The sequence below is a fragment of the Kineococcus anabasis genome (genome assembly GCF_054590795.1).
The window spans coordinates 514,416-534,431 of sequence record NZ_BAAIHU010000001.1; the positions used below are offsets into that span (position 1 = coordinate 514,416).

A 20,016-nucleotide genomic window follows, 5' to 3' on the forward strand; every position below is an offset into this window, starting at 1 on the left:
CCCGAAACCTAGCGACTGGCCTGACCTGCGGCAACGCTGGGTCCGGCGTGCCGCGGGCCTTTCCCGGTGGGTCACCGGCCGGTGGCGGACGGCTCCAGCGAGCCCGCCTCGATCTCCTCCGCCCAGTGGCAGGCGACCCGGTGACCGGGGGCGGGCTCCCGCAGCGGCGGCACCTCGTCGGCGCAGCGGGTGGGCTGCCGCCACGGGCAGCGGGTCTGGAACCGGCAGCCCGGCGGCGGGTCGGCGGGGCTGGGCAGGTCACCGCGCAGCAGGATCCGCTCGCGGCGCTCCTCCACGAGCGGGTCGGGCACGGGCGCGGCGGAGAGCAGCGCCCGGGTGTAGGGGTGCAGGGGCCGGCCGTACAGCTCCTCGGTCGGGGCCTCCTCCACGAGGGCGCCGAGGTACATCACACCCACGGTGCGGCTCATGTGCCGCACGACCGCCAGGTCGTGGGCGATGACGAGGTAGGTCAGGCCCAGGTCGGCCTGCAGCTCCTCCAGCAACGTGATGACCTGCGCCTGCACGGAGACGTCGAGCGCGGAGACCGGCTCGTCCGCCACCACCAGGGAGGGCCCGAGGACGAGGGCGCGGGCGATGCCGATGCGCTGGCGCTGCCCTCCGGAGAACTCGTGCGGGTACTTCGCCGCGGCCGCCGCGGGCAGCCCGACGCGCTCCAGCAGCTCCGCGGTGCGCCGCCGCCAGGCGGTGGGCCCGCCGGGGACGCCGTGCACCTTCTGCGGCTCGGAGAGGGCGGCCTCCACGCTCTGGCGGGGGTCCAGGCTGGCGAGGGGGTCCTGGAACACCATCTGCATCCGCACGCGGGCCCGGCGCAGCTCGGCGGGGCGCAGGGCGCGCACATCGGTGCCGTCGACGGTGACGCTGCCGGCGGTGGGTTCCGTCAGCCGCAGCACGGCCCGCCCCAGGGTGGACTTGCCGCACCCCGATTCGCCGACGAGGCCGTACGTGGTGCCGCGCGGCACGTCGAGGTCCACCCCGTCCACGGCCCGCACGTGCCCGACGGTGCGCTGCAGCAGCGCGCCGCGGCGGATCGGGTAGTGCACCTGCAGGCCGCGCACCCGCAGCAGCGGCTCCTCCGGTGGCGCCGGGGTGGCGCCGGGGCCGGCGGCCGCGGCCGGGCGGGCGCTCACGGGCGCACCTGGGCCGCGGTGGCGCCGGAGGTGCCGCCGGAGCGCGGGCCGGTCCCGTCGCCGGGCAGGTCGTCGAGGCCGGCCGGGTGCACGCAGCGGGCCCGGTGCGCGGGGGTGGCCGCGGCGTCGCGGGGCGCGCGCGGCTCCAGCTCCAGGCGCCCGGTGCGGCAGCCCTCGTCGCCGCGGTGGCAGCGGGGCAGGAACGCGCAGCCGGTGCTCCAGGGCAGCTGGTCGCGCACGGAGCCGGGCACCGGTGTCAGCGGCACCCTGCCGGAGGCGTCGGTGCGCGGCACCGAGCGCAGCAGGCCCTGGGTGTAGCGGTGGCGGGGCGCGGCGAAGAGGTCGTGGCGCCCCGCGGACTCCACCACCCGTCCGGCGTAGAGGACGTCGACGCGGTCGCACAGGCCGGCGACGACGCCGAGGTCGTGGGTGATGAGGACCATGGCCGTGCCGGACTCCCTCACGAGCTGCTGGAGCAGGTCCAGCACCTGCGCCTGGATGGTGACGTCGAGGGCGGTGGTGGGCTCGTCGGCGATGAGCAGCCGCGGCCGGCAGGCCAGGGCGATCGCGATGAGCGCGCGCTGGCGCATCCCGCCGGAGAGCTGGTGGGGGTACTCCCCCAGCCTGCGCACGGGGTCGGGGATGCCGACGCCGCGCAGCAGGTCCGCGGCCCGCTCCCTCGCCTCGCGCCGGCCCATCCCCTCGTGGCGGCGCAGGACCTCCGTGACCTGCGTGCCCAGGGTCACGACCGGGTTGAGGGAGGTCATGGGGTCCTGGAACACCATGCCGAGCTCGCGGCCGCGCAGGTCCCGCAGCCGCTGGGCGGGCATCGTGAGCAGGTCGCGCCCGGCGAAGCGGACCTCCCCGCTGACGCGGGAGGTCCGCTCCGGCAGCAGGCCCATCACGGCGAGGGAGGTCACGGACTTGCCGCACCCGGACTCCCCGACGAGGCCGAGGACCTCCCCCGCCCCGACGTCGAAGGAGACGCCGTCGACGGCGGTGACCGGGGCGGCGCCCCGGCGCACGAACTGCACCCGCAGGTCCCGCACCGACAGCAGCGCCTCCCCGGGCGGGACGGGGACGGCGTCGTCGCGGCGGGCCTGCGCGGCGGCGCTCACCGGCGCGACCGCGGGTCGAGGGCCTGGCGGAGGGACTCCCCGAGCAGGGTGAAACCCAGTGCGGTGACCGCGATGCAGGCACCCGGCCACAGCGCGAGCTGCGGGTCGGCCTCGAGGCGTTCCTGGGCCTTGACGAGCATGCGTCCCCATTCCGCGACGGCCGGGTCGGGGTCGCCGAGCCCGAGGAAGGACAGCGCGGCGACCTCGATGACGGCCGTCGCCAGGACGAGGGTGGCCTGCACGAGCAGGGGCCCCAGGGAGTTCGGGAGCATGTGGCCCACGACGATGCGCCGCTCGCGCAGGCCCAGGGAGCGCAGCGCGAGGACGTAGTCCTGGCCCCGCTGGGACAGCAGCGAGGCGCGCAGCAGCCGGGCGAAGACGGGCACCTGGGCCGCGGCGATCGCGACCATGATGGAGGTGGCGCTGCGGCCCACGACGGCGGCGACGCTGACCGCCAGCAGCAGCGCCGGCACCGACAGCATGATGTCGACGACGCGCATGACGGCGGTGTCCACCCAGCCGCCGATCCCGCCGGAGAGCACGCCGAGCGCGGCGCCGACGAGCAGGCCGAGGAGCGTGGAGACGACCCCGATGACGAGGGACTGCCGGGCGCCGTACACGAGCTGGGTGAACAGGTCCGAGCCGAAGGAGTCCAGCCCGAGCAGGTGCTCCTCCGAGGGGCCGGGCACGTCGGCGGGGGTGATCTCCCGGATCCACTGCGAGCCCGCCGGGGAGTAGGGGGCGATGAGGGGGGCGGCGAGCGCGACCACCACGAAGGCGGTGACGATGGCCGCGCCCACCCACGCGGCGGGGTCGCGGCGCAGCCGCCCGGCGACGGCGGCGGCGCGCCCGGCGCCCTCGACGGTGCCGGGGTTCTTCTCCGCCTCGGCGGCGATGGCGGTGGTGGCGGTCACGACAGGCGCACCCTGGGGTCGAGGAGGCCGTAGCTGACGTCCACGAGGAGGTTCACGAGGGCGTAGATGACGGCGATGGCGAGGATGAACCCCTGCAGGACGGGGTAGTCGAGCTGGTTGACGGCCTGGAACAGGTACTCCCCGATGCCGTTGAACGCGAACACCGTCTCGGTGAGCACCGCCCCCGCGAGCAGCGCCCCGGCCTGCAGGCCCAGGGTGGTGGAGACGGGCAGCATCGCGTTGCGCAGGACGTGCCGGCGGCTGACGGTCCAGCGCAGCAGGCCCTTGGCCTCGGCGGTGCGGACGTGGTCCTCGGAGAGCACGTCCAGCACGGAGGCGCGGGTGATGCGCACGACGATGGCCAGCGGGATCGCGCCGAGCGCCACGGCGGGCAGGACCAGGTGCACCAGCGCGTCCCAGGAGGCGTCCCACTCCCGGGTGAGCAGCCCGTCCAGGACGTAGAGGTTCGTGACGTGGGTGGCGTCGATGCGGGGGTCCTGCCGCCCGGCGGTGGGCAGCCAGCCCAGCTCCAGCGCGAACAGCCACTTGAGCAGGAAGGCGAGGAAGAACACCGGCACCACCACGCCGAGCAGGGAGGTGCCGACGACGAGCTGGTCGAGCCAGCCGCCGCTGCGCCGCGCCGCGAGGTACCCCAGGGGCAGGCCCAGGAGCACCGCGAGGAGCAGCGCCGCGACGGCCAGCTCGACCGTGGCGGGGAACCGCTCCAGGAACGTCGCCAGCACCGGCTGCCCGGTGCGGGTGGAGTTCCCGAAGTCCCCCGTGACCATCCGCCGCACGTAGGTGAGGTACTGCTGCAGCAGCGGCTGGTCGAAGCCGTAGAGACGGTTGACCTCGGCGATGCCGGCCGCGGTGGCGCGCTCCCCGAGCATGGCGCGCGCGGGGTCGCCGGGCAGGGCGCGCAGCCATGCGAACAGCAGCACGCTGAGCCCGAGGAGGGAGGGGACGAGGAGGCCGAGCCGGCGCACGACGAGGCTCAGCACCTGCCCGCTCCCCCGCTCCGTGCCCGGCCGGCACCGCCGCGGCGCATCAGCTCGCGTCCTCCACGGTGACGGTGTTCCAGACCTCGTCCTGGACGGGGCTGGGCTGGTAGCCCTTCACCTCGGCGGCGAAGGCGAGGGAGGGCACGGGGCTGGCCAGCGGGATGCCGGGCAGCAGCGTCATGACCTGGTTGTTGATCTGCTCGTAGGCGGGGGCCTGCTGGTCGGCGGAGGGCAGGGCGCGGGCCGCGGCCAGCGCCGAGAACAGCGCGGGGTCCTCGAAGCCCCACTCGCTGGACTTCGCGCCGAAGAAGACGCCGAGGAAGTTGTCCGGGTCGCTGTAGTCGCCGGTCCACCCCAGCAGGTGCAGGCCGTGGTCGGAGCCGCCCTGGATGCGGTCGAGGTAGTCCGGGGTCCACTTCAGGCCCTCGGCCTTCACGGTGATGCCGACCTCGGCGAGCTGGGCGGAGATGTTCTTGAAGGTGTCCTCGGGGTTGGGCATGTAGGGGCGGGAGACGCCCGTGGGGTACTGGAAGGGGATCTCCAGGGTGGGGGTGCCGGCCTCGGCGAGCAGCGCCTTCGCCTTCGCCGGGTCGTAGGGGTACTGCGGCACGGAGTCGCTGTAGCCGGGGACGCTGTCGGGGACGAACTGGGTGGCGGGCTCGGTGCCCTCCGGCAGGGTGCCCTTGACGAGGGCGTCCTTGTCGATGGCGTGGGCGATGGCCTGGCGCACCCTGGGGTCGGCCAGCACGGGGTTCGCCTGGTTCATGCCGAGGTAGAGGATGTTGAACGGGTCGCGCTGCAGGACCTGCAGGCCGGCGGACTCCAGGGCGGCGACGTCGGCGGGGGCGACGAGGTCGTAGCCGTCGATGTCGCCGTTCTGCAGGGCCTGGCGGCGGGCGGTGCCCTCGGCGATGGTGCGGATGACGACGCGGTCGAGCTTCGCCTTCTCGCCCCAGTAGTCGGCGTAGGGCTTGAGGGTGACCTGCTGGCCGCGCTCCCAGCCGTCGAAGACGAAGGGGCCGGTGCCGGTGGGGTGGGCGGAGGCGTACTCGGAGAAGCGGGGGTCCTCGTCGGTGCCGCCCACGTCGTTGCCCTGGTGCTTCTCGATGGCGGTGGGGCTCTGCATGGAGAACGCCGGCAGCGACATGGCGGCGATGAAGCCGGTGTACGGGGAGTTCAGCTCGACGCGCGCGGTGTCGGCGTCCTCGGCGGTGCACGCCTTGTACAGCGGCTGCCCGAGGGCGGGGTCGGAGTTCTCCTTGAAGCCGCGGAAGAGGGAGCGGTAGTAGTACGAGAGGTTCTCGGACTGCTGGATGCCGGTGCGGTTGAACCAGCGCTCGAAGTTCGCGCAGACGGCCTCGGCGTCGAAGGCGGTGCCGTCGTGGAACGTCACGCCCTTCTTCAGCTCGAAGGTGTAGGACAGCCCGTCGGGGGCGGCGGTCCAGGACTCCGCGAGCAGCGGGGCGGGGTCGGGGGTGCCGGGCTCGGTGCCCACGAGGCCCTCGAAGATCTGCCGGGCGACGCGGAAGGTCTCGCCGTCGCTGGCGAAGGAGGGGTCGAGGCTGCTGGGGTCGGAGGAGGCGGCGAAGACGAACGTGCCGCCGCCGCTGCCGCCGGCGCCGGAGGCGCCGGCCTCCTCGGGCTGGTCGCGCTCGCTCTCGGCGCAGGCTGCGGTCGTGGCGGTCAGGGCGGCGACCGCGAGGGCTGCGGCGACCCTGCGCACGGTGGGGCCGGACGGGGACATGGGCAACCTCGTTGTCGATCGGGGACGGACACGTGGGCACGCGGCCGACCGGACGATAAGCGCTGCATCGCGCTCCACCGCCGGGGATCCTATGGCGTAACCCAGAAGTGACGTGAAAGTTCCCGTCCCGACATGCGGCGTGTCGTGCCCCGTCGCGGGTGTGGAGCGGTTTCTCAGCCGCCCAGCGCGGCGCGGCACTGCGCGGCGGTGCGCCCGGCGGCCTCGCGCAGCGCGCCCACGTCCGGCCCGGCGCGCAGGACCTCGCGGCTGGTGGAGGCGAGCACGGCGCGGCGGGCCTCGCCGAACACGGCGGCGAGGTCCGCGGCGGTGGCGCCCTGTGCGCCCACGCCCGGCGCGAGCAGCGGCCCGTTGACGGCGGCGAGGTCGATGCCGAGCTCGCGCACGGCGCCGCCGGTGGTGGCGCCCACGACGAGGCCCACGTCGCCCAGCGGCTCGGCGCCGGTGTTCTCGGTGGCGGCGGCCTCGGCCACGACCCGGGCCACCGCGCGCCCGTCCGCGCCGCGGGCGTGCTGCACCTCGGCGCCCTCGGGGTTGGACGTCAGCGCGAGCACGAACACCCCGCGCCCGTGGGCGGCGGCCACGTCGAGCACCGGGCGCAGCGAGCCCGCCCCGAGGTAGGGCGAGACGGTGACCGCGTCCCCCGCCAGGGGCGAGTTCCCGCAGAAGGCGTCGGCGTAGGCGGCCATGGTGGAGCCGATGTCGCCGCGCTTGGCGTCCACGATGGTCAGGGTGCCCGCCGCGCGCGCCTCGGCGAGAACCGCCTCCAGGACCGCCAGGCCCCGCGAGCCGTGCCGCTCGAAGAACGCGGCCTGGGGCTTGAGGGCCGCGACCCGCCCCGCCAGGGCCTCCACGACCGTGCGGGAGAAGCGCTCCAGCCCCGCGACGGTGTCGTCCAGGCCCCACGCCGACAGCAGCGCGGCGTGGGGGTCGATCCCGACGCACACGGGCCCGTGCGCGGCGGCGGCCGCGGCGAGGCGGGCGCCGAAACGCCCGCCCGCCGCGGGTGCGCCCTGCCCGCTCACCGGCCGTGCCAGGCGGCGTCCAGGGCGGCGGCGTGCTCCTGCAGGGAGGCCACCGACACCCCGCGCCCGTCGCGCTGGGCGGCGATGGCGGCCTCGATGGCCTGCACGGCGGCGGAGAGCTGCTGCACCGTGGTGATCATCGCCTTGCCCACGGCGGTGCTGGCGGCGCGGATCTCGTAGCCGTCGGCGCGGGCCTGGTTGCCCGAGGGGGTGTTGACGACGAAGTCGACCTCCCCGGCGGTGATCTGCTGCACGATCGTCGGCTCCCCGCCCTGTCCCGCGCCCGCGGAGTGCTTGCGGACCACGGTGCTGGCGATGCCGTTGCGGCGCAGGGTGTCCGCGGTGCCCTCGGTGGCGAGGATGCGGAAGCCGAGGTCCGCGAGGCGCTTGACCGGCAGCACCATCGCGCGCTTGTCGCGGTCGGCGACGGAGACGAACGCGGTGCCCGCGGTGGGCAGGCCCCCGTAGGCGGCGGTCTGGGACTTGCCGAAGGCGGTGGGGAAGTCCACGTCGATGCCCATGACCTCGCCGGTGGAGCGCATCTCCGGCCCGAGCAGGCTGTCCACGACCTGGCCCTCGGCGGTGCGGAACCGCGCGAAGGGCAGCACCGCCTCCTTCACGGACGTCGGCGCCGACGGCGGGAGCGAGCCGCCGTCGCCGGTGCGGGGCAGCACGCCCTCCGCGCGCAGCTGCGCGATGCTCGTCCCCGTCATGACGCGCGCGGCGGCCTTGGCCAGCTGGACACCGGTGGCCTTGGACACGAACGGCACGGTGCGGCTGGCGCGGGGGTTGGCCTCCAGGACGTAGAGGATGTCCGCGGCGAGGGCGAACTGCACGTTGAGCAGGCCGCGCACCCCCACCCCGCGGGCGATGGCCTCGGTGGAGACGCGGACCCGCTCCAGCTCGCTGCGCCCGAGCGTGGCGGGGGGCAGCACGCACGCGGAGTCGCCGGAGTGGATGCCGGCCTCCTCGATGTGCTCCATGATCCCGCCGAGGTACATCTCCTCGCCGTCGTAGAGGGCGTCGACGTCGATCTCGATGGCGTCGTCGAGGAACTTGTCCACGAGCACCGGGCGGTCGGCGGAGACCTCCGTGGCGGTGGCCATGTACTCGCGCAGCGCCGGCTGGTCGTACACGATCTGCATGCCGCGCCCGCCGAGGACGTAGGAGGGGCGCACCAGCACGGGGTAGCCGATGTCCGCGGCGATCGCCTCGGCCTCGGGGAAGGAGACGGCGGTGCCGTGCTTGGGGGCCGGCAGCCCCGCCTCGGCCAGGACGCGGCCGAACGCGCCGCGCTCCTCGGCGAGGTGGATGGCCTCCGGGGAGGTGCCGATGACGGGCACGCCCGCGGCCTTGAGCCGGGCCGCCAGCCCGAGCGGGGTCTGCCCGCCGAGCTGCACGACGACCCCGACGACCGGGCCGCAGCGCTGCTCGGCGTGCACGACCTCCAGGACGTCCTCCAGCGTGAGGGGCTCGAAGTACAACCGGTCGGAGGTGTCGTAGTCGGTGGAGACCGTCTCGGGGTTGCAGTTCACCATGACGGTCTCGTAGCCGGCCTCCGCCAGTGCGAAGGAGGCGTGGACGCAGGAGTAGTCGAACTCCACGCCCTGCCCGATCCGGTTGGGGCCGGAGCCGAGGATGACGACCGCCGGCTTCTCGCGCGGGACGGTCTCGTCCTCCTCGTCGTAGCTGGAGTAGTGGTAGGGGGTGGCGGCGGCGAACTCCGCGGCGCACGTGTCGACGGTCTTGTAGACGGGCCGCACCCCCAGGGCGTGCCGGACACCGCGCACGACGTCCTCGGGCATGTGCCGGATCTCCCCGATCTGCACGTCGGAGAAGCCGTGGCGCTTGGCGCGGCGCAGCAGCTCCGGGGTGAGGGCCTCGGCGTCGCGCAGCTCCCCGGCGACCTCGTGCAGCAGGAAGAGCTGGTCGAGGAACCACGGGTCGATCTTCGTGGACTCGAAGAGCTGCTCGGGGGTGGCGCCGGCGCGGATGGCCTGCACCACCAGCGGCAGGCGGGTGTCGGTGGGGCGGCGCACCGTCTCCAGCAGCTCCGCGAGGTCCCCCGGCTCCCCCACCCAGGTGAAGGACGCGCCGCGGCGCTCGGTGCTGCGCAGCGCCTTCTGCAGGGCCTCGGTGAAGTTGCGGCCCAGGGCCATCGCCTCGCCGACGCTCTTCATCGTCGTCGTCAGGGTGGGGTCGGCGGCGGGGAACTTCTCGAACGCGAACCGCGGCACCTTCACCACGACGTAGTCGAGGGTCGGCTCGAAGCTGGCGGGGGTGACGCGGGTGATGTCGTTGGGGATCTCGTCGAGGGTGTACCCCACGGCGAGCTTCGCGGCGATCTTGGCGATGGGGAAGCCGGTGGCCTTGGACGCCAGCGCCGAGGAGCGCGAGACGCGCGGGTTCATCTCGATGACGATGATGCGCCCGTCCTCGGGGTTCACCGCGAACTGGATGTTGCAGCCGCCGGTGTCGACGCCGACCTCGCGGATGACGGCGATGCCGATGTCGCGCATCCGCTGGTACTCGCGGTCGGTGAGGGTCATGGCCGGGGCGACGGTGATGGAGTCGCCGGTGTGCACGCCCATCGGGTCGAAGTTCTCGATGGAGCAGACGACCACGACGTTGTCGGCGCGGTCGCGCATCAGCTCCAGCTCGTACTCCTTCCAGCCGAGGATGGACTCCTCCAGGAGGACCTCGGTGGTGGGGCTGTGGTGCAGGCCCTGCCCGGCGATGCGGCGCAGGTCCTGCTCGTCGTAGGCGAAGCCGGAGCCGAGGCCGCCCATGGTGAAGCTGGGCCGCACGACGACGGGGTAGCCGAGGTCCTCGGCGCCCGCGAGGACCTCCTCCATCGTGTGGCACAGGTGGCTGCGGGCGCTCTCGGCGCCGCAGCGCTCCACGACGCCCTTGAACAGCTCCCGGTTCTCCCCGAGCTGGATCGCGGCGACGTCGGCGCCGATGAGCTCCACGCCGTGGCGCTCCAGCACCCCCTGCTCGTGCAGCGCGATCGCGCAGTTCAGTGCGGTCTGCCCGCCGAGGGTCGCCAGGACCGCGTCGGGCTTCTCCTTGGCGATGATCGCCTCGACGACCTCGGGGGTGATGGGCTCGACGTAGGTGGCGTCGGCCATCTCCGGGTCCGTCATGATCGTCGCGGGGTTGGAGTTCACGAGGACGACGCGCAGCCCCTCGGACCTCAGCACCCGGCACGCCTGGGTCCCGGAGTAGTCGAACTCCGCGGCCTGCCCGATGACGATGGGGCCGGAGCCGATGACGAGGACGGAGGAGATGTCGGTGCGGCGAGGCATCAGGCGCCCTTCGGGGTGTTGGTCGTCGCGGAGTCGGGGCCCGTGCCGGCACCGGAGCCGGTGCCCGGGGCGTCGCCGGCGCTCGCGGCGCCGGTCGTGACGGTGGGGTCGCCGGTCGTCATGAGGTCGACGAACCGGTCGAAGAGGTAACCGGCGTCGTGCGGGCCGGCGGCGGCCTCGGGGTGGTACTGCACGGAGAACGCGGGCACGTCGAGGCAGCGCAGGCCCTCCACGACGTCGTCGTTGAGGCCGACGTGGCTGACCACGGCCCGCCCGAAGGGGGTGTCGCTGGGCCCGTCGAGGGGGGCGTCGACGGCGAAGCCGTGGTTGTGGGCGGTGACCTCCACCTTGCGGGTGGCCAGGTCCATGACGGGCTGGTTGATGCCGCGGTGCCCGTACTTCAGCTTGTACGTGCCGAACCCGAGGGCGCGCCCGAGCAGCTGGTTGCCGTAGCAGATGCCGAAGAACGGGATGCGCCGCTCCAGCACACCGCGCAGGACCTCGATCTCGTGCGTGGCGGCCGACGGGTCGCCGGGGCCGTTGGAGAAGAACACCCCGTCGGGGGCGGCGCCGCCCTCCCCGGCGGTCAGCACGTCCTGCAGGCTCGCGGTGGCGGGCAGCACCCGCACCTCGATGCCGCGCTCGGCCATCCGCTGCGGAGTCATCGCCTTGATGCCGAGGTCCACGGCGGCGACGGTGAACCGCCGCCCGCCCTGCGCCGGCACCGTGTACGCCTCGGTGGCGGTGACCTCCCCGGCGAGGTCCGCGCCCGTCATCGCCGGGGCTGCGAGCACGAGCTCCAGCAGCTCCGCGACGGGCCGCTGCGCCTGCGGGCCGGAGAACACCCCGACGCGCATGGCGCCGCGCTCGCGCAGGTGGCGGGTCAGGGCGCGGGTGTCCACACCGGAGATGCCGACGACGCCCTGCGCGGCCAGCTCGTCCTCCAGGGTGCGCCGGGAGCGCCAGTTCGACGGGACGCGGGCGGGGTCGCGCACCACGTACCCGGCGACCCAGATGCGCCGGGACTCGGTGTCCTCGTCGTTGACCCCGGTGTTGCCGACGTGCGGCGCGGTCATCACGACGACCTGCCGGTGGTAGCTGGGGTCGGTGAGGGTCTCCTGGTAGCCGGTCATCCCGGTGGAGAACACCGCCTCCCCCACGGTGTGGCCGAGGGCGCCGTACGCCTCGCCGCGGAACGCCCGGCCGTCCTCCAGGACGAGGACCGCCGGCCCGTCCGCCCTCGTCGCCGCCGCGCTCGCTGCCGTCGTCGCCGTCACTGCTCCCCCTTCGCCAGGATCTGCTGGACCTGCTGCACCAGCCGGTCCCCTTCGTCCGCCCGCCTCGGGCGGATGCCCGTGTCCACGACCCGCTCGCCCAGCCTCCAGCGCAGGACGACCAGGCCCCGCCCGCCGACCCACTTGCCGGCCATGCCCGCGCCGCGGCCCACGTCGAGCAGGTCCGCGCGCGGCACGAGGACCGCGCGCGCACCCTGCCGGAACAGCGCCACGCCGTCCTCGGCCACCTCCACCAGCACCGGGCTCCTCGTGCCGAGCCCGTGCGCCGCGATGCGCTCCAGGGAGTTGTCCGCCTCCACGGTGGAGACGTAGACGCCCTCCACGGCACCGGTGCCGGGCGCCGGGCGCGGCGGCAGGGCCGGGGCGGGCACGTCGGCCTGCCGCCGCACGCGGGCGCGCCAGCCGGCGAACATCTGCCGCCACAGCACGAGCAGCACCAGCAGCAGCAGCGCCAGGGCCAGCCACTTCACCTCGGCACCCGCTCCCCGGTGCGCTCCACCAGGGCCCCGCCGAGCACGGTGGGGCGGCCCCGCAGGAACGTGGCCACGACCGCGCCGGGCAGCTCCATCCCGCGGAAGGGGGAGTTGCGCCCGGCCGTGGCCATGGCCGCCGGATCGACCGTCCAGCGCGCCGCCGGGTCCACGAGCACCAGGTTCGCCGGCTCCCCCGCGGCGAGCGGGCGGCCCTGGGCGCCGAGGCGGCCGATGCGGGCCGGGGCGTGGGACGTGCGCTCGGCGACGCCGGCCCAGTCCAGCAGGCCGGTCTCCACCATCGTGTGCTGCACCACGGACAGGGCGGTCTCCAGGCCGGTCATGCCCATGGCGGCGGCGGCCCACTCGCAGTCCTTGTCCTCCGCGGGGTGCGGGGCGTGGTCGGTGGCCACGACGTCGATGGTGCCGTCGGCCAGGCCCTCGCGCAGGGCCTCCACGTCGGCCTGCGTGCGCAGGGGCGGGTTCACCTTGTAGACGGGGTCGTAGTCGCGGACCAGCTCGTCGGTGAGCAGCAGGTGGTGCGGGGTGACCTCGGCGGTGACGGGGAAGCCGCGCTCCTTGGCCCAGCGGACGATCTCCACCGAGCCCCTCGTGGAGACGTGGCAGACGTGCAGGCGGGAGCCGACGTGGGAGGCCAGGAGCACGTCGCGGGCGATGATCGCCTCCTCCGCGACGCTGGGCCAGCCGGCCAGGCCGAGGACCGCGGAGACCTCGCCCTCGTTCATCTGGGCGCCCTCGGTGAGGCGCGGCTCCTGGGCGTGCTGGGCGATGACGCCGTCGAAGGCGCGCACGTACTCCAGCGCCCGGCGCATGAGGACCGCGTCCCAGACGCACTTGCCGTCGTCGGAGAAGACCCGCACGCGGGCGGCGGAGTCGGCCATCGCGCCGAGCTCGGCGAGCTGCTGCCCGGCGAGGCCGATGGTGACGGCGCCCACCGGGTGCACGTCCACCCAGCCGGCCTCCTCACCGAGGCGGCGCACCTGCTCCACGACCCCGGCGGTGTCCGCGACGGGGTCGGTGTTGGCCATGGCGTGCACGGCCGTGAACCCGCCGCGGGCGGCGGCGCGGGTGCCGGACTCCACCGTCTCGGCGTCCTCGCGCCCCGGCTCGCGCAGGTGGGTGTGCAGGTCGACGAGGCCGGGCAGGGCGACGAGGCCGGCCGCCTCGACGACCTCGGCGCCGCGGGCGGCCGGGGAGGCGGAGAGGTCCTGCCCCACCTCGGCGATGCGCCCGCCGGCGAGGAGCAGGTCGGTGGCGGGGCCACCGAGGAGGGCGGCGCCCCGCACGAGGACGGGGCCGTGGGTGGTGCTCATGCGCGTCCTCCGAGGTCGCCGGCCAGCAGCAGGTACAGCACGGCCATCCGCACCGCCACGCCGTTGCCGACCTGCTCCACGATGGTGGAGCGGGGGCTGTCGGCGGCGTCGGCGGAGATCTCCAGGCCGCGGTTCATGGGTCCGGGGTGCATCACGATCGTGTGCTCCGGCAGCAGGCCCAGGCGTGCCCCGCCCAGGCCGTAGCGACGGGCGTACTCGCGCGCGGAGGGGAAGAAACCCCCGCCGGCGGTGCTCATCCGCTCCCGCTGGACCCGCAGCATCATCACCGCGTCGGGTCCGGCGGCCAGCGCGGCGTCGAGGTCGTGGGACACCGTGCACGGCCAGCCGCCCACCCCCACGGGCACCAGGGTGGGCGGGGCGACGAGGGTGACCTCGGCGCCGAGGGTGTTCAGCAGCAGCACGTTGGAGCGGGCGACCCGCGAGTGCAGGACGTCACCGACGACGGTGACGCGCACGCCGTCGAGGTCGTGACCGGCGGCCGCGAGGTGCTCCCCGCCGCCGCGCAGGTGCCGGCGGATCGTGAAGGCGTCCAGCAGCGCCTGGGTGGGGTGCTCGTGGGTGCCGTCGCCGGCGTTGACGACGCTGCCGCGGGTCCAGCCGGCGTGGGCGAGGCGGTGCGGGGCGCCGGAGGCGGGGTGGCGCACCACGACGGCGTCGGCGCCCATGGCCTCCAGGGTCAGCGCGGTGTCCTTCAGGCTCTCGCCCTTGGAGACGCTGGAACCCTTGGCGGAGAAGTTGATGACGTCGGCGGACAGCCGCTTGGCGGCGGCCTCGAAGGAGATCCGGGTGCGGGTGGAGTCCTCGAAGAAGAGGTTCACCACGGTCCGCCCGCGCAGCGTGGGCAGCTTCTTGATCTCCCGGCGCTGGGTGGCGGCCATCTCCTCGGCCACGTCGAGGACGTGCACGGCGCCGTCGCGGTCGAGGTCGGCGGCGGAGAGCAGGTGCCGGCTCACGCGCGCCCCTCCCCCGCGCGCGCCCCNCGCCGCTGGAGAGCAGCACCGCGTCGCGGCCGTCGGTCTCGGCGAGCAGCACGTGCACCCGCTCCGCGGAGGAGGTGGGCAGGTTCTTGCCGACGTGGTCGGCGCGGATGGGCAGCTCGCGGTGGCCGCGGTCCACGAGCACCGCGAGGCGCACGACCCGGGGGCGGCCGAGGTCGGAGACGGCGTCGAGGGCGGCGCGGATGGTGCGCCCGGAGTACAGGACGTCGTCGACGAGGACGACCACCCGGTCGTCGAGGCCGCCGGGGGGCAGCTCGGTGGGCAGCAGCGTGCGGGTGGGGTGCCGGCGCAGGTCGTCGCGGTACATCGTGACGTCGAGGGAGCCGGTGGGGACCTCGGTGCCGTCGGCGTCGGCGATGCGGCGCGCGAGGCGCTGGGCGAGGGGCACCCCGCGGGTGGGGATGCCCAGCAGCACGAGGTCCGCGGCGCCCTTGTTCGCCTCGAGCAGCTCGTGGGCGATGCGGGTCAGCGCGCGGTGGATGTCGGGGGTCTCCAGCAGGGTCCGCGCGCCCGGCGGGGCCTCGGCGGCGCCGGACGGGGAGGGTCCTGGGGTGCTGCGGGCAGCAGACGTCACGTCCGCGACCTCCTTCTCCGCCTCACGGGACGGTTCCTTAAAGGACGTCGTTCACCGGTGAGGCTACACGAGCGACCCCGGCACATCGTTTCGAGATCAACTGGTCACTCTCCGCAGCGAAAACGCACCCAACAGGGTGGTCCGGCAAGCTGATCGGCGGTGAATCGGCAGGTCAGCTTGACGAGGCAGGTCACGCTCCGTGACGATTCTCGGCATGGCATCGGACTACTCCCGCGCACTCGGATCGCGCCTTCGCGCCATCCGGACCCAACAGGGACTGTCCCTGCACGGCGTCGAAGAGAAGTCTGAGGGGCGGTGGAAGGCGGTCGTCGTCGGCTCGTACGAGCGGGGCGACAGGGCGGTCACCGTCCAGCGGCTCGCAGAGCTCGCAGACTTCTACGGGGTTCCGGTCTCCGCACTGCTCCCCGAGGGCGCCCCGCAGGGCACCGCTGAACCCCCTCCCCGCCTGGTCCTGGACCTGGAGCGCCTGCAGGAGGTGCCGGCCGAGAAGGCCGGGCCGCTGGCGCGCTACGCCCAGACCATCCAGTCCCAGCGCGGCGACTACAACGGCCGGGTGCTGAGCATCCGCGCCGACGACCTGCGCACGCTGGCCGTCATCTACGACGTCCCGCCGACCGCCCTGTGCGACGAGTTCATCGCCTGGGGGTCCTCAACGCCGACGCGCGCCGCGCGGTGGAATCCCACGCCTGACCCGTTCCACCACCAAGGCCCGGTCCCCGCGAGGGGGCCGGGCCTTGCGTGCGTGTGGGCGCCGGTGCTGCGCGCGGGCGGTCTCAGGCGTCGGCGATGGTGGGTTTCAGCTCCGCCAGCCGGCCCAGCAGCCCGTTGACGAACGCCGGGGACTGGTCGGTGGACAGCTCCCGGGCCAGGCCCACGGCCTCGCTGATGGCCACGGCGTCCGGCACGTCGGGGTTGAACAGGATCTCCCAGGTGCCCAGCCGCAGGACGTTGCGGTCCACGGCGGGCATCCGCTCGAGCGTCCAGCCCTGCGCGTACGTCGAGAGCAGCTCGTCGATGCGGCCGCGCTCGCTGCGCACCCCCGTCACCAGCGTGCCCGTGTACTCGTTGAGGGGCTGCTCGGCCCGGGCGGTGCGCTCGGCGAGGACCGTCGCGGGGTCCACCTGGCGCTGCTCGGCCTCGAAGAGGACGTCGAGGGCCCGGCGGCGGGCCTTGGCGCGTGCGGCCACCCGGTCAGCTCACGCGGCCGAGGTAGTCCCCGGACCGGGTGTCGACCTTGACCTTCGTGCCCTGCTCCAGGAAGAGCGGCACCTGGATCTCGTAACCGGTCTCGACCGTCGCGGGCTTGGTGCCGCCGGTGGAGCGGTCGCCCTGCAGGCCCGGCTCGGTGTAGGTGATCTCCAGCACCACGGACGTCGGCAGCTCCACGTACAGGGGTGTGCCCTCGTGGGTGGCGACGATGACCTGCTGGCTCTCCAGCATGAAGTTCGCCGCGTCGCCCACCGTGGCCGCCGGCACCGTGATCTGGTCGTAGGTGTCGGAGTCCATGAAGACGAAGTCGTCGCCGTCCTTGTACAGGTACTGCATGTCGCGCTTGTCGACGGTGGCGGTCTCGACCTTCACGCCGGCGTTGAAGGTCCGGTCGACCACCTTGCCGGACAGGACGTTCTTGAGCTTGGTGCGGACGAAGGCGCCACCCTTGCCCGGCTTGACGTGCTGGAACTCCACGACGGCCCACAGCTGCTTGTCGAGGTTGAGCACCAGGCCGTTCTTCAGGTCGTTGGTCGAAGCCACGTCGTCTCTCAGTCCGTCCGCTCGGTCGGTTCGCTGCCGGGCCTGCCCCGCAGGTCCCCGGGCCCGGCACGCGGCGGGCCGGGAGCAGTCTATCCACCGCCCTCGCCGCCGCTCCCGCCCAGCGGCCGGGCACCGCGCTGACCTGCGCCGACACAGCGCCGGCGGGCGGGTGGGCGGCTACGGAGCGGACCCGGGGCGGCCCCGTCCGGCCCAACGGGAGGGCCCGCGGGCCCTCCCGTTGGGCCGGACGGACGACGGCGAGCCGCCGGACGGGTGGCGCCGCCTCACCGGGGGGGCGGGCCGGGTCGATGCGGTAGGTGTCGGGAAGAGTTCCCGGCACGAGGAGCCGGGGAGGGAGGGCACGTGAACCCGTCGCCGTTCGAGGCAGCCACCGGGAAGCCGGGAGCAGGCCGCGCCGCGCTGTCACGCCGCGCGGTGACGCTGCTGCTGGCGGCCGTCTGCGCCCCCGCCCTGGTGCTGCTGCTGGGGATCGGCGCCCTCGTCGTGCCGGCGCTGCTGGGCACGCACGACGACGCCGACCCGGTGCTGCGCTCCCGGCTGGAGTCGGCCGGCGCGGCGCAGAGCGCCTTCCACACCCTGCACGGTGCGTACACCGCCCGCGCGGCGGAGCTGGGCGGCGGGGTGGCGCCCGCCGAGCTCGCGGTGCTGCGCGCCGAGCAGCAGACCTTCTGCCTCGTGGCGCGCCGGCCCGGCTCGGCGCAGGTGCTCTTCCTCGACGAGAGCGGCGCCGTCAGCGCCGAGCCCTGCGCCTGAGCCGCGCTCAGCCGATGAGGACCTCCCGGGCCGCCGGCCCGCCGCCCTCCCGGCTGATCTCGGAGTAGGCCGCCTGCAGCAGCGCCGGGTCCGGGCCCTCCAGCCGGGAGGGGCGCCCGATCGCGTCGAGCACCACGAAGCGCAGCAGGTCCCCGCGGGTCTTCTTGTCCCGCTGCATCGCGGCGAGCAGCTGCGGCCAGCGGTCACCGCGGTACGTCAGGGGCAGGCCCAGGGAGCCCAGCACGGAGCGGTGGCGGTCCACCTCCGCCTCGCTAAGGCGCCCGGCCAGCCGCGCCAGCTCCGCCACGAACACCATGCCGACGCTGATCGCCGCGCCGTGGCGCCACTCGAAGCGCTCCACGAGCTCCACGGCGTGCCCGAGGGTGTGGCCGTAGTTGAGGATCTCCCGCAGGCCCGCCTCGCGCAGGTCCTCCCCCACGACGTCGGCCTTGACCTGCACGGCACGCTCGACCAGCTCCCGCAGCACCGGCCCGGAGGTGTCCAGGGCCGCGTCGACGCCGGCCTCGACGAGCTCCAGGATGCGCGTGTCGGCGATGAAACCGCACTTGACGACCTCGGCCATCCCGGCCCGCAGGTCGTTGCCCGGCAGGGAGTCCAGGGCGGCGAGGTCGCACAGCACCCCGGCGGGGGGGTGGAAGGCGCCCACGAGGTTCTTGCCCTCGGAGGTGTTGATGCCCGTCTTGCCGCCGACGGCGGCGTCGACCATGGCCAGCAGCGTCGTCGGCACCTGCACGACCTTCACCCCCCGCAGCCACGTCGCGGCGACGAACCCGCCGAGGTCGGTGACGGTGCCCCCGCCGACGGCGACCACGGCGTCGGTGCGGGTGAAGTCGGAGCGGCCCAGCACGCTCCAGCAGAACGCCGCGACCTCGGCGCGCTTGGCCTCCTCCCCGTCGGGCACCTCGGCCAGCACGGGCGTGAACCCGGAGGCGGCCAGGTCGTCGCGCACGGCCTCGCCGCTGGCGCGCAGCGCCGCGGGGTGCACCACGAGGACCTTGCGCACGCCCTCGCCGAGCAGGCGGGGCAGCTCCCCCAGCAGGTTGCGGCCGATGAGGACGTCGTAGGGGCGCTCCCCGCGCACGGTGATCGTGGTGGCGCCTGCGGAGGGGCCGGCGGTCGGGCCGGGAGGGGTCGGGGTCGTCACGCCCGCGAGCCTACGGCCCGGCTCAGGCGGCGCCGCGGAACGCCAGCCCCTCCACGGCGAGCATGCGCGCCACCTCCCGCGGGTCCCCGGTGCGGTGCAGCAGCATGCGCTGGCGGGTCGCGGAGGTGCCGCGGGCCAGGACCTGCGTGGTGAGGGCGTGGACCTCGTCCCACTCCCCGTGCGCCGTCAGGTCCGCGCGCAGCTCCCCCAGCAGGCGCGCCACGGCCTCGCGGGCGCCGACGACCTCGTGGGTGAGGGGGTCGAACAGCTCCCCCGACACCCCGGAGCGGGCCGCGCGCCAGCGGGCGGCGCGCAGCAGCTCCGGGCGCACCACGGGCGCGGGGTCGCCGGCGGCGGCGCGGGCGGCCAGGACGCGGGTGAGGGAGCGCACGAGCGCGGCGTGCAGGACGGCGTCGTCCAGGCTCGTGCACACGTCGCCGATGCGGTACTCCAGCGTCGGGTAGCGCAGCGAGGGGCGCACGTCCCAGTACAGGTACGAGGAGTCCTCTACGGCGCCGGCCGCCGTGAGGCCCTCCACGACCCGCCGGTACGTGGCGGCGTCGCCGAAGGGCTCGGGGTAGCCGGCGATGGGCCAGCGGCCCCACGCCTGGCTGCGGAAGCTGTCGTAGCCGGTGTCGACGCCCTCGTGGAACGGGGAGGAGCCGGTCAGGGCGAGCACGACGTGCAGGTAGGGCGTGACCCGGTCCATCACGGCCACCGCCGTGTCCAGGTCGGGGACGCCGACGTGGACGTGGCAGCCGCAGAACACCTGCTGCAGCGCCAGCACCCCCCAGCGCTCCAGCAGCGCCAGGTAGCGGGGCCGGGAGGTGAGGCGCTGCTCCTGCCAGGAGGCGAAGGGGTGCGTCGCGACGGCCAGCACCGTCGCACCGGCCGTGGCGGCGGCGCCCACGGCCACCGAGCGGGCGGTGGCCAGCTCCCGGCGCACGTCGGCCAGCGAGCGGCACACGGGGGTCGCGACCTCCAGCTGGGTGGTGGCGATCTCCGCCTCCACCCGATCCCCCAGCAGCCCGTGCACGGCGGCGGAGTTCAGCCGGTCGCTGTCCAGCAGGGTGAAGGTGGTGGCGTCGACGACGTGGTACTCCTCCTCCACCCCCACGGTCGCGCCCACGGCGCCGTCGCCCGCACCCACGGCGGCCAGCGGCAGCGGGGAGCGCCGCGCCGCGGGCCGGCCGGCCGTGTCGCGCGATCGGGGCGGCGGTGCGTGCACGCGGGGCTCCAGGCGGGACGGGCGCTGCGCAGCCTCGCGCAGGGGCCGGTGCCCGGCCCTGCCCCTGTGTACCCCCCGCGTTCCGCGCCCAAGCCTCGCGCCGCCGAG

General features: G+C 74.8%; 16 protein-coding genes and 2 pseudogenes. 2 read left to right on the plus strand and 16 right to left on the minus strand.

Features of this window, described 5'->3' with window-relative positions; all coding sequences use genetic code 11:
- Window positions 1-71: 71 nt before the first annotated feature.
- From ACYQBY_RS02335 to pyrR, 12 genes and pseudogenes are all read right to left on the minus strand, one after another.
- Window positions 72-1,148 (minus strand): ABC transporter ATP-binding protein, encoded by a 1,077-nt coding sequence (locus ACYQBY_RS02335; protein ID WP_459642184.1) that lies wholly within the window; start codon window positions 1,146-1,148, stop codon window positions 72-74.
- Window positions 1,145-2,266 (minus strand): ABC transporter ATP-binding protein, encoded by a 1,122-nt coding sequence (locus ACYQBY_RS02340; protein WP_459642185.1) that lies wholly within the window; start codon window positions 2,264-2,266, stop codon window positions 1,145-1,147. The genes ACYQBY_RS02335 and ACYQBY_RS02340 overlap by 4 nt, the downstream gene beginning before the upstream one ends.
- Window positions 2,263-3,180 carry an ABC transporter permease gene (locus ACYQBY_RS02345; RefSeq protein WP_459642186.1) on the minus strand — a complete coding sequence of 306 codons (918 nt, stop codon included), beginning with the start codon at window positions 3,178-3,180 and terminating at the stop codon, window positions 2,263-2,265. The genes ACYQBY_RS02340 and ACYQBY_RS02345 overlap by 4 nt, the downstream gene beginning before the upstream one ends.
- On the minus strand, window positions 3,177-4,181 hold the full coding sequence (locus ACYQBY_RS02350; protein WP_459642187.1) for an ABC transporter permease: 1,005 nt from the start codon (window positions 4,179-4,181) through the stop codon (window positions 3,177-3,179). Before ACYQBY_RS02350 ends, ACYQBY_RS02345 begins: the two co-directional genes overlap by 4 nt.
- Window positions 4,182-4,227: 46 nt before the next feature.
- Window positions 4,228-5,925 carry an ABC transporter substrate-binding protein gene (locus tag ACYQBY_RS02355; protein WP_459642188.1) on the minus strand — a complete coding sequence of 566 codons (1,698 nt, stop codon included), beginning with the start codon at window positions 5,923-5,925 and terminating at the stop codon, window positions 4,228-4,230.
- A gap of 173 nt (window positions 5,926-6,098) precedes the next feature.
- Complete coding sequence (pyrF, locus tag ACYQBY_RS02360; protein WP_459642189.1) at window positions 6,099-6,968, minus strand: orotidine-5'-phosphate decarboxylase; 870 nt, start codon at window positions 6,966-6,968, stop codon at window positions 6,099-6,101.
- Window positions 6,965-10,276, minus strand: coding sequence for a carbamoyl-phosphate synthase large subunit (gene carB, locus ACYQBY_RS02365; RefSeq protein WP_459642190.1), 3,312 nt, complete (start codon window positions 10,274-10,276; stop codon window positions 6,965-6,967). Before carB ends, pyrF begins: the two co-directional genes overlap by 4 nt.
- On the minus strand, window positions 10,276-11,553 hold the full coding sequence (carA, locus tag ACYQBY_RS02370; RefSeq protein ID WP_459642191.1) for a glutamine-hydrolyzing carbamoyl-phosphate synthase small subunit: 1,278 nt from the start codon (window positions 11,551-11,553) through the stop codon (window positions 10,276-10,278). The genes carB and carA overlap by 1 nt, the downstream gene beginning before the upstream one ends.
- Window positions 11,550-12,041 carry a PH-like domain-containing protein gene (locus ACYQBY_RS02375; RefSeq protein WP_459642192.1) on the minus strand — a complete coding sequence of 164 codons (492 nt, stop codon included), beginning with the start codon at window positions 12,039-12,041 and terminating at the stop codon, window positions 11,550-11,552. The genes carA and ACYQBY_RS02375 overlap by 4 nt, the downstream gene beginning before the upstream one ends.
- Entirely contained in the window at window positions 12,038-13,375 is a 1,338-nt protein-coding gene (locus ACYQBY_RS02380; RefSeq protein ID WP_459642193.1) for a dihydroorotase, read from the minus strand. Before ACYQBY_RS02380 ends, ACYQBY_RS02375 begins: the two co-directional genes overlap by 4 nt.
- Window positions 13,372-14,349, minus strand: a complete 978-nt coding sequence (locus ACYQBY_RS02385) for an aspartate carbamoyltransferase catalytic subunit (RefSeq protein ID WP_459642194.1) — start codon at window positions 14,347-14,349, stop codon at window positions 13,372-13,374. The genes ACYQBY_RS02380 and ACYQBY_RS02385 overlap by 4 nt, the downstream gene beginning before the upstream one ends.
- Window positions 14,350-14,440: 91 nt before the next feature.
- A pseudogene (pyrR, locus tag ACYQBY_RS02390) lies at window positions 14,441-14,968 on the minus strand (bifunctional pyr operon transcriptional regulator/uracil phosphoribosyltransferase PyrR); the annotation flags it as partial.
- 214 nt (window positions 14,969-15,182) lie between these two features.
- On the opposite strand from pyrR, the pseudogene bldD reads away from it, so the two are divergent.
- Window positions 15,183-15,679, plus strand: a pseudogene (bldD, locus tag ACYQBY_RS02395) (transcriptional regulator BldD).
- Between the two features lie 83 nt (window positions 15,680-15,762).
- On the opposite strand, the gene nusB reads toward bldD, so the two are convergent.
- Window positions 15,763-16,176, minus strand: coding sequence for a transcription antitermination factor NusB (nusB, locus tag ACYQBY_RS02400; RefSeq protein WP_459642195.1), 414 nt, complete (start codon window positions 16,174-16,176; stop codon window positions 15,763-15,765).
- A gap of 4 nt (window positions 16,177-16,180) precedes the next feature.
- A complete protein-coding gene (gene efp, locus ACYQBY_RS02405; RefSeq protein ID WP_459642196.1) occupies window positions 16,181-16,741 on the minus strand; it encodes an elongation factor P in 561 nt (186 codons plus the stop codon).
- Between the two features lie 363 nt (window positions 16,742-17,104).
- Between efp and ACYQBY_RS02410 the strand changes: the two genes are divergently transcribed.
- A complete protein-coding gene (locus tag ACYQBY_RS02410) occupies window positions 17,105-17,515 on the plus strand; it encodes a hypothetical protein (RefSeq protein ID WP_459642197.1) in 411 nt (136 codons plus the stop codon).
- 7 nt (window positions 17,516-17,522) lie between these two features.
- Here the strand turns inward: ACYQBY_RS02410 and aroB are convergent, their stop codons facing one another.
- Entirely contained in the window at window positions 17,523-18,680 is a 1,158-nt protein-coding gene (gene aroB, locus ACYQBY_RS02415; protein WP_459642198.1) for a 3-dehydroquinate synthase, read from the minus strand.
- Window positions 18,681-18,702: 22 nt separating this feature from the next.
- Window positions 18,703-19,908: a carboxylate-amine ligase gene (locus tag ACYQBY_RS02420; protein ID WP_459642199.1), complete on the minus strand. Its 1,206-nt coding sequence runs from the start codon at window positions 19,906-19,908 to the stop codon at window positions 18,703-18,705.
- Window positions 19,909-20,016: the final 108 nt, after the last annotated feature.

What these genes read in the sequence shown, in the direction of transcription:
- ACYQBY_RS02355 (WP_459642188.1), bottom strand. Translation starts at nt 5,925, where the DNA reads ATGTCCCCGTCCGGCCCCACCGTGCGCAGGGTCGCCGCAGCCCTCGCG.
- ACYQBY_RS02380 (WP_459642193.1), bottom strand. Translation starts at nt 13,375, where the DNA reads ATGAGCACCACCCACGGCCCCGTCCTCGTGCGGGGCGCCGCCCTCCTC.
- carB (WP_459642190.1), bottom strand. Translation starts at nt 10,276, where the DNA reads ATGCCTCGCCGCACCGACATCTCCTCCGTCCTCGTCATCGGCTCCGGC.